General features: G+C 62.9%; 5 protein-coding genes, 1 pseudogene and 1 other annotated feature. Of the genes and pseudogenes, 2 read left to right on the top strand and 4 right to left on the bottom strand.

Features of this window, described 5'->3' with window-relative positions; translation table 11 throughout:
* Positions 1–572: pseudogene (locus tag JSE7799_RS20465) on the top strand (IS6 family transposase); the annotation flags it as partial.
* A gap of 113 nt (positions 573–685) precedes the next feature.
* Positions 686–874, top strand: a complete 189-nt coding sequence (locus tag JSE7799_RS09940; RefSeq protein WP_245624852.1) for an alpha/beta fold hydrolase — start codon at positions 686–688, stop codon at positions 872–874.
* A gap of 269 nt (positions 875–1,143) precedes the next feature.
* Here the strand turns inward: JSE7799_RS09940 and JSE7799_RS09935 are convergent, their stop codons facing one another.
* The 4 genes from JSE7799_RS09935 to JSE7799_RS09920 all read right to left on the bottom strand — a co-directional run.
* Positions 1,144–1,995 carry a universal stress protein gene (locus JSE7799_RS09935; RefSeq protein ID WP_055663479.1) on the bottom strand — a complete coding sequence of 284 codons (852 nt, stop codon included), beginning with the start codon at positions 1,993–1,995 and terminating at the stop codon, positions 1,144–1,146.
* Positions 1,996–2,008: 13 nt separating this feature from the next.
* Positions 2,009–3,490 carry a SulP family inorganic anion transporter gene (locus tag JSE7799_RS09930; RefSeq protein WP_055663478.1) on the bottom strand — a complete coding sequence of 494 codons (1,482 nt, stop codon included), beginning with the start codon at positions 3,488–3,490 and terminating at the stop codon, positions 2,009–2,011.
* A gap of 68 nt (positions 3,491–3,558) precedes the next feature.
* Positions 3,559–3,618, bottom strand: a sequence feature (sul1 is cis-regulatory element that is thought to sense ions involved in sulfur or methionine metabolism; They are found in Alphaproteobacteria).
* Positions 3,619–3,782: 164 nt separating this feature from the next.
* Entirely contained in the window at positions 3,783–3,932 is a 150-nt protein-coding gene (locus JSE7799_RS21305; RefSeq protein WP_222101736.1) for a hypothetical protein, read from the bottom strand.
* 118 nt (positions 3,933–4,050) lie between these two features.
* On the bottom strand, positions 4,051–4,386 hold a 336-nt coding region (locus tag JSE7799_RS09920), incomplete at its 5' end, for an ATP-binding protein (protein ID WP_144431643.1).

The raw sequence follows: 4,386 nt of genomic DNA, 5'->3' as shown, positions 1-4,386 counted from the left end.
CCGTTTCCTATGAGACGATACGGGTGTGGGTTGCGAAGTTCGGGACGCAGTTCGCCGCGAAGATCCGACGCGATCGGCCCTGGCCAGCCGACAAGTGGCATCTCGACGAGGTCGTACTCAAGATCAACGGCACGAAGCATTGGTTGTGGCGGGCAATCGACGCGAAAGGCGACGTCTTGGACATCCTCGTGCAGTCATGCCGCGACACCGCGGCCGCGAAGCAGTTCATGCGCAAGCTCTTCAAGTGATGGGGCCTGCCGCGGGTGATGGTGACCGACAAGCTCGGATCCTATGCGGCGGCCAAGGCGAAACTCGCACCCGGCGTAGAGCACCGTCGCCACAAGGGGATCAACAACGCGGCAGAAGCATCCCATCGGCATACCCGCCGACGAGAGAAGGTCATGGGCGGGTTCAAGTCACCGCGACAGGCCCAGAGGTTCTTATCGGCCCACGATCAGACCGACGCCATCTTCCGCCCACGCCGTCACCGCCTCTCCGCCCGTTCCTATCATCACGCAAGACAGGACGCGTTCGCCCTATGGGCAGACTACACGACCGAACTGTCCGCGTGAGCGGTCGCCGACGACACTTTGCTGATCCACATAAAATAACCTGACAATCCCCACACGCGCCGCATTATGTTCGTCATGGAGAGGCAGATGCCTTCGTGCGGCAGGCGCAATCTTTGAATGTTGAAGATACCAAGGCCATCGCGGGCCAACTGCCGACGCTCGCCGTCCCCGCCCGGATCGTCTGGGGAGCCGCGGACGAGTTCCAGAAAATCGAGTATGGCGAGCGGCTCGCCACGGATCTCGGTGCGCCGCTGCGGCGGATCGACGGGGGTCTGCATTTCACGCCGGAGGATCACCCCTAAATTCTTGCCGAAGAAATCAACGCGCTGATTTCAACCGTCGACGCGCAATAACGTTCGCCGACAGGAGGACAAACAAATGAGACGGGGACGGCTGAATTTATTGGCTCGCCTCATCGGAGGTCTTTGGTGGCATAAAAAGGTTCCGGCCCCAGTATCTTGACGAAACGACAGGAAGAATTCCCTTCTACCGTCCGCCGCCACGAGATGCGCCGTGCCAAATTCTTCCGGCAGGCTTGGAAAGTAATCGTCGGGCGGCTTGTCTTCCATCCTCACTTCACAAGGAGGATCGGCACCTTGCAGGTGCGGATCATCTCAAGGCTGGTCGAGCCGACGAAAAGAGAACGCAGGCGGGAGTGGCCGGAGGCGCCTATCACCAGGTGATTGAACTCGGCCTCATCGATGAGCTTGCCCAAGGCCTCTTCCGGTTGACCGGGCAGAATGCCGGTCTCCGCCTTCAGCCCCGCGGCTGAGAGCATGGCTTTCGCATCCTCAAGTCCCTTCTTGGCGGCTTCCGTTGCAGACCCGACCGTCACGATCTTGATGGCGAGGTTCGAATAGAGCACGGAGCGCGCCATGTAGTCGACGGCGCGCATGGCGCTCGCACTTCCGTCGTAGGCGATCAGCACCTTCTCGATCGGCCGGAACGCCCGGGAGGCGATGAAGAGCGGCTTCGAGGCGGCGCGCACGATGCGCTCCAGGTTCGAGCCGAGATGCCCCTTGGCGAAGTCGGCTGCTTCGCCGCGCTTCCCGATCAGGATCATGTCGGCGCGCCCCTCGGTCTCGGAGATCGCCTCGATCAGGTCGCCATGTCGCAGATGTTCTGTGGCCCGGACGCCTGCCTCGTCGAGTAGCGCCTTGGCGTCCTCGAGGATGGCGCGGCCGCGACGGACCACGAGCTTTGCGCGCTGTTCGTCGATCTTCGAGAGCTCTTCGAGAAGCGCGCTGCGCGCCCCAAGCGAGATGGCGCCCGACAGGTCGGACCCGCCGCTGCCCTCCCGGCGGCCAAGGACGTGCATCAGCTCGACCTCGTAGCCGCCGTGCCCGGCGAACCAAGCCGCATGGTCACAGACGCTTTTGGAGTAGGTGGAGCCGTCCACCAGGGCGATGATCTTGTTGGTCATGACGTTTCCTCCCTCAATGCGCCAGCAGTTTGTCCATGGCACCGGGCTTGTCATGCATGGCAAGCCTGTCGACCATGGTTTCGGACGCTTCGTTCATGCCGACGATCTCGACCTCGGACCCGTCCCTGCGGAACTTCAGCACAGCCATGTCGAGCGCGGCAACCGAGGAGATGTCCCAGATATGCGCCCGGCTGACGTCGATCACGACGCGCTCGGCCGCCTCCTTGAAATCGAAGGCGTCCATGAACTCCTCGGACGACGCAAAGAAGAGCTGCCCGTGGACGTGGTAGGTCCGGACCCGGCCGTCCTCCGACAGCGACGAGGTGACGCCGAAGATCTGAGAGATCTTGCCTGCGAAGAAGAGCCCGGACAGCAGCACACCCACCAGGACGCCGATGGCGAGATTGTGGGTGTAGACCACCACCGCCACAGTCGCGAGCATCACGATCGACGACGAGCGCGGGTGGGTCTTCAACTGCTTGACCGAAGACCATGAGAACGTGCCGATCGAGACCATGATCATGACTGCCACCAGCGCAGCCATCGGGATCTGCGCGACGAGATCGCCAAGCACGACCACGAGAAACAGCAGGAAGACACCGGCCACGAAGCACGACAAACGCCCCCGGCCGCCCGATTTGATGTTAATGATCGACTGACCGATCATCGCGCAGCCCGCCATGCCGCCGATGAAGCCGGTTGCGGTGTTCGCCAGTCCTTGGCCCACGCATTCCTGGTTCCGATCGGACTTCGTATCCGTCAGGTCGTCGACGATGTTCGCGGTCATCAGGCTCTCGAGAAGGCCCACGACGGCGACGGCGACGGCGTAGGGCAGGATGATCGCCAGCGTCTCAAGATTGAGGGGGATGTCGGGGACCAGGAAGACCGGCAGCGTGTCCGGGAGCGCGCCCATGTCGCCCACGGTGCGCACGTCCCACCCCATGGCGACGACCGCGAGGGTCAGCACAACAATCGTGACCAGCGGCGACGGAACGGCGGTGGTCACGTAAGGCAGCAGGTAGATGATCGCGAGTCCCGCGGCGACCAGCGGATAGGTCAGCCAGGGCACACCCGTCAGCTCGGGGATCTGGGACATGAAGATCAGGATCGCGAGCGCGTTGACGAAGCCCGTCATCACCGACCGTGAGACGAAGCGCATCAGATTGCCAAGCCGCGCGAAGCCGGCAGCGATCTGGAGAAGTCCCGCCAGCACTGTTGTCGCCAACAGGTATTCGAGCCCGTGATCGGCGACGAGAGTGACCATCAGCACAGCGGTCGCCGCCGTCGCGGCCGAGATCATGCCCGGCCGTCCGCCCGCGATCGCGGTGACGACTGCGATGGAGAAGGAGGCGTAGAGCCCGATCTTGGGGTCCACGCCCGCTATGATCGAGAAGGCAATCGCTTCGGGAATGAGAGCGAGCGCGACGACGATGCCAGACAGCAGATCGCCACGCACGTTACCGAGCCACTGGCGTCGGTAGGCGTCGAGATTCATATTGAGAGGTTCCGTTCCCGTCCGGTCAGGCGGCTGCGCCGCACCGGTCATCTTTTCAGATAGTCTTGGTTGGCCCGGCGGATCGGCGGCCGGGAGAGCCACTCGGGGAGTCGCACCCCAAGTCCAGATGATTGGTTTGCCCCTTAACGAGCGAGGAAAAGAAGGACAAGCCATCTCAACGTCAGCCGGATGCCGGTCTATTCGGCGGACACCAGGTCCGTCTGCCGATGAGCCGAGGGAGACGCGGGCTAGGGCCTGTCTCGGCTGATAGCCGCTTCGACCATGCATGTCCCTACCTGTCACATCCCGGAAGGTAGTATGGCTGTTTCTTGAACAGCTCTGGCTTGATTTTGTGCCAGTCCTTCATGGCCTGCAAGGGCGCCTTGCTGGCCAACGCTGCTTGCGGGAGCTGCTTGTCAACGGCGGAGTAAAAACCGGCCACGCGGCGGCGCAAAACCAGGCCAGCGACAGGGCGCCAAGCGCCATGGCGCGCGCGCTTGCCGCATAGCTGGCGCGTGCCATGGCGCATTGGCCCGCAGGGCCAATCCTGTGGCGGGTGATCAGGTTCTGGCTTGGGCCTTTCGGGCGCGGCTTTGGCCGAGCCGATAGCTGTCGCCGTTCATCTCGAGGATGTTGACGTGGTGTGTCAGCCTGTCGAGCAGTGCGCCGGTCAGGCGTTCGGTGCCGAAGGTTTCGGTCCATTCGTCGAACGGCAGGTTGCTGGTGATCATCGTGGAGCCGCGCTCATAGCGCTGCGAGATCAGCTCGAACAAGAGCTCTGCGCCGGTCTTGCTCAGCGGCACGAAGCCCAGTTCGTTGATGATGAGCAGCTTGACGGCGGCCTGCTGCTTTTGCAGGCGGAGCAGACGGCGCTCGTCGCGCGCCTCCATCAGCTC

Origin of the sequence: Jannaschia seosinensis (assembly GCF_001408515.1) — a bacterium.
Classification (GTDB): Bacteria; Pseudomonadota; Alphaproteobacteria; order Rhodobacterales; family Rhodobacteraceae; genus Jannaschia; species Jannaschia seosinensis.
Note: the sequence above shows the minus strand (reverse complement) of the source record. Positions and strands in the feature narration are given on the sequence as shown.

Excerpts from the sequence above, each read along its gene's own strand:
- JSE7799_RS09935 (WP_055663479.1), bottom strand. The coding sequence starts at position 1,995 with ATGACCAACAAGATCATCGCCCTGGTGGACGGCTCCACCTACTCCAAA.
- JSE7799_RS09930 (WP_055663478.1), bottom strand. The coding sequence starts at position 3,490 with ATGAATCTCGACGCCTACCGACGCCAGTGGCTCGGTAACGTGCGTGGC.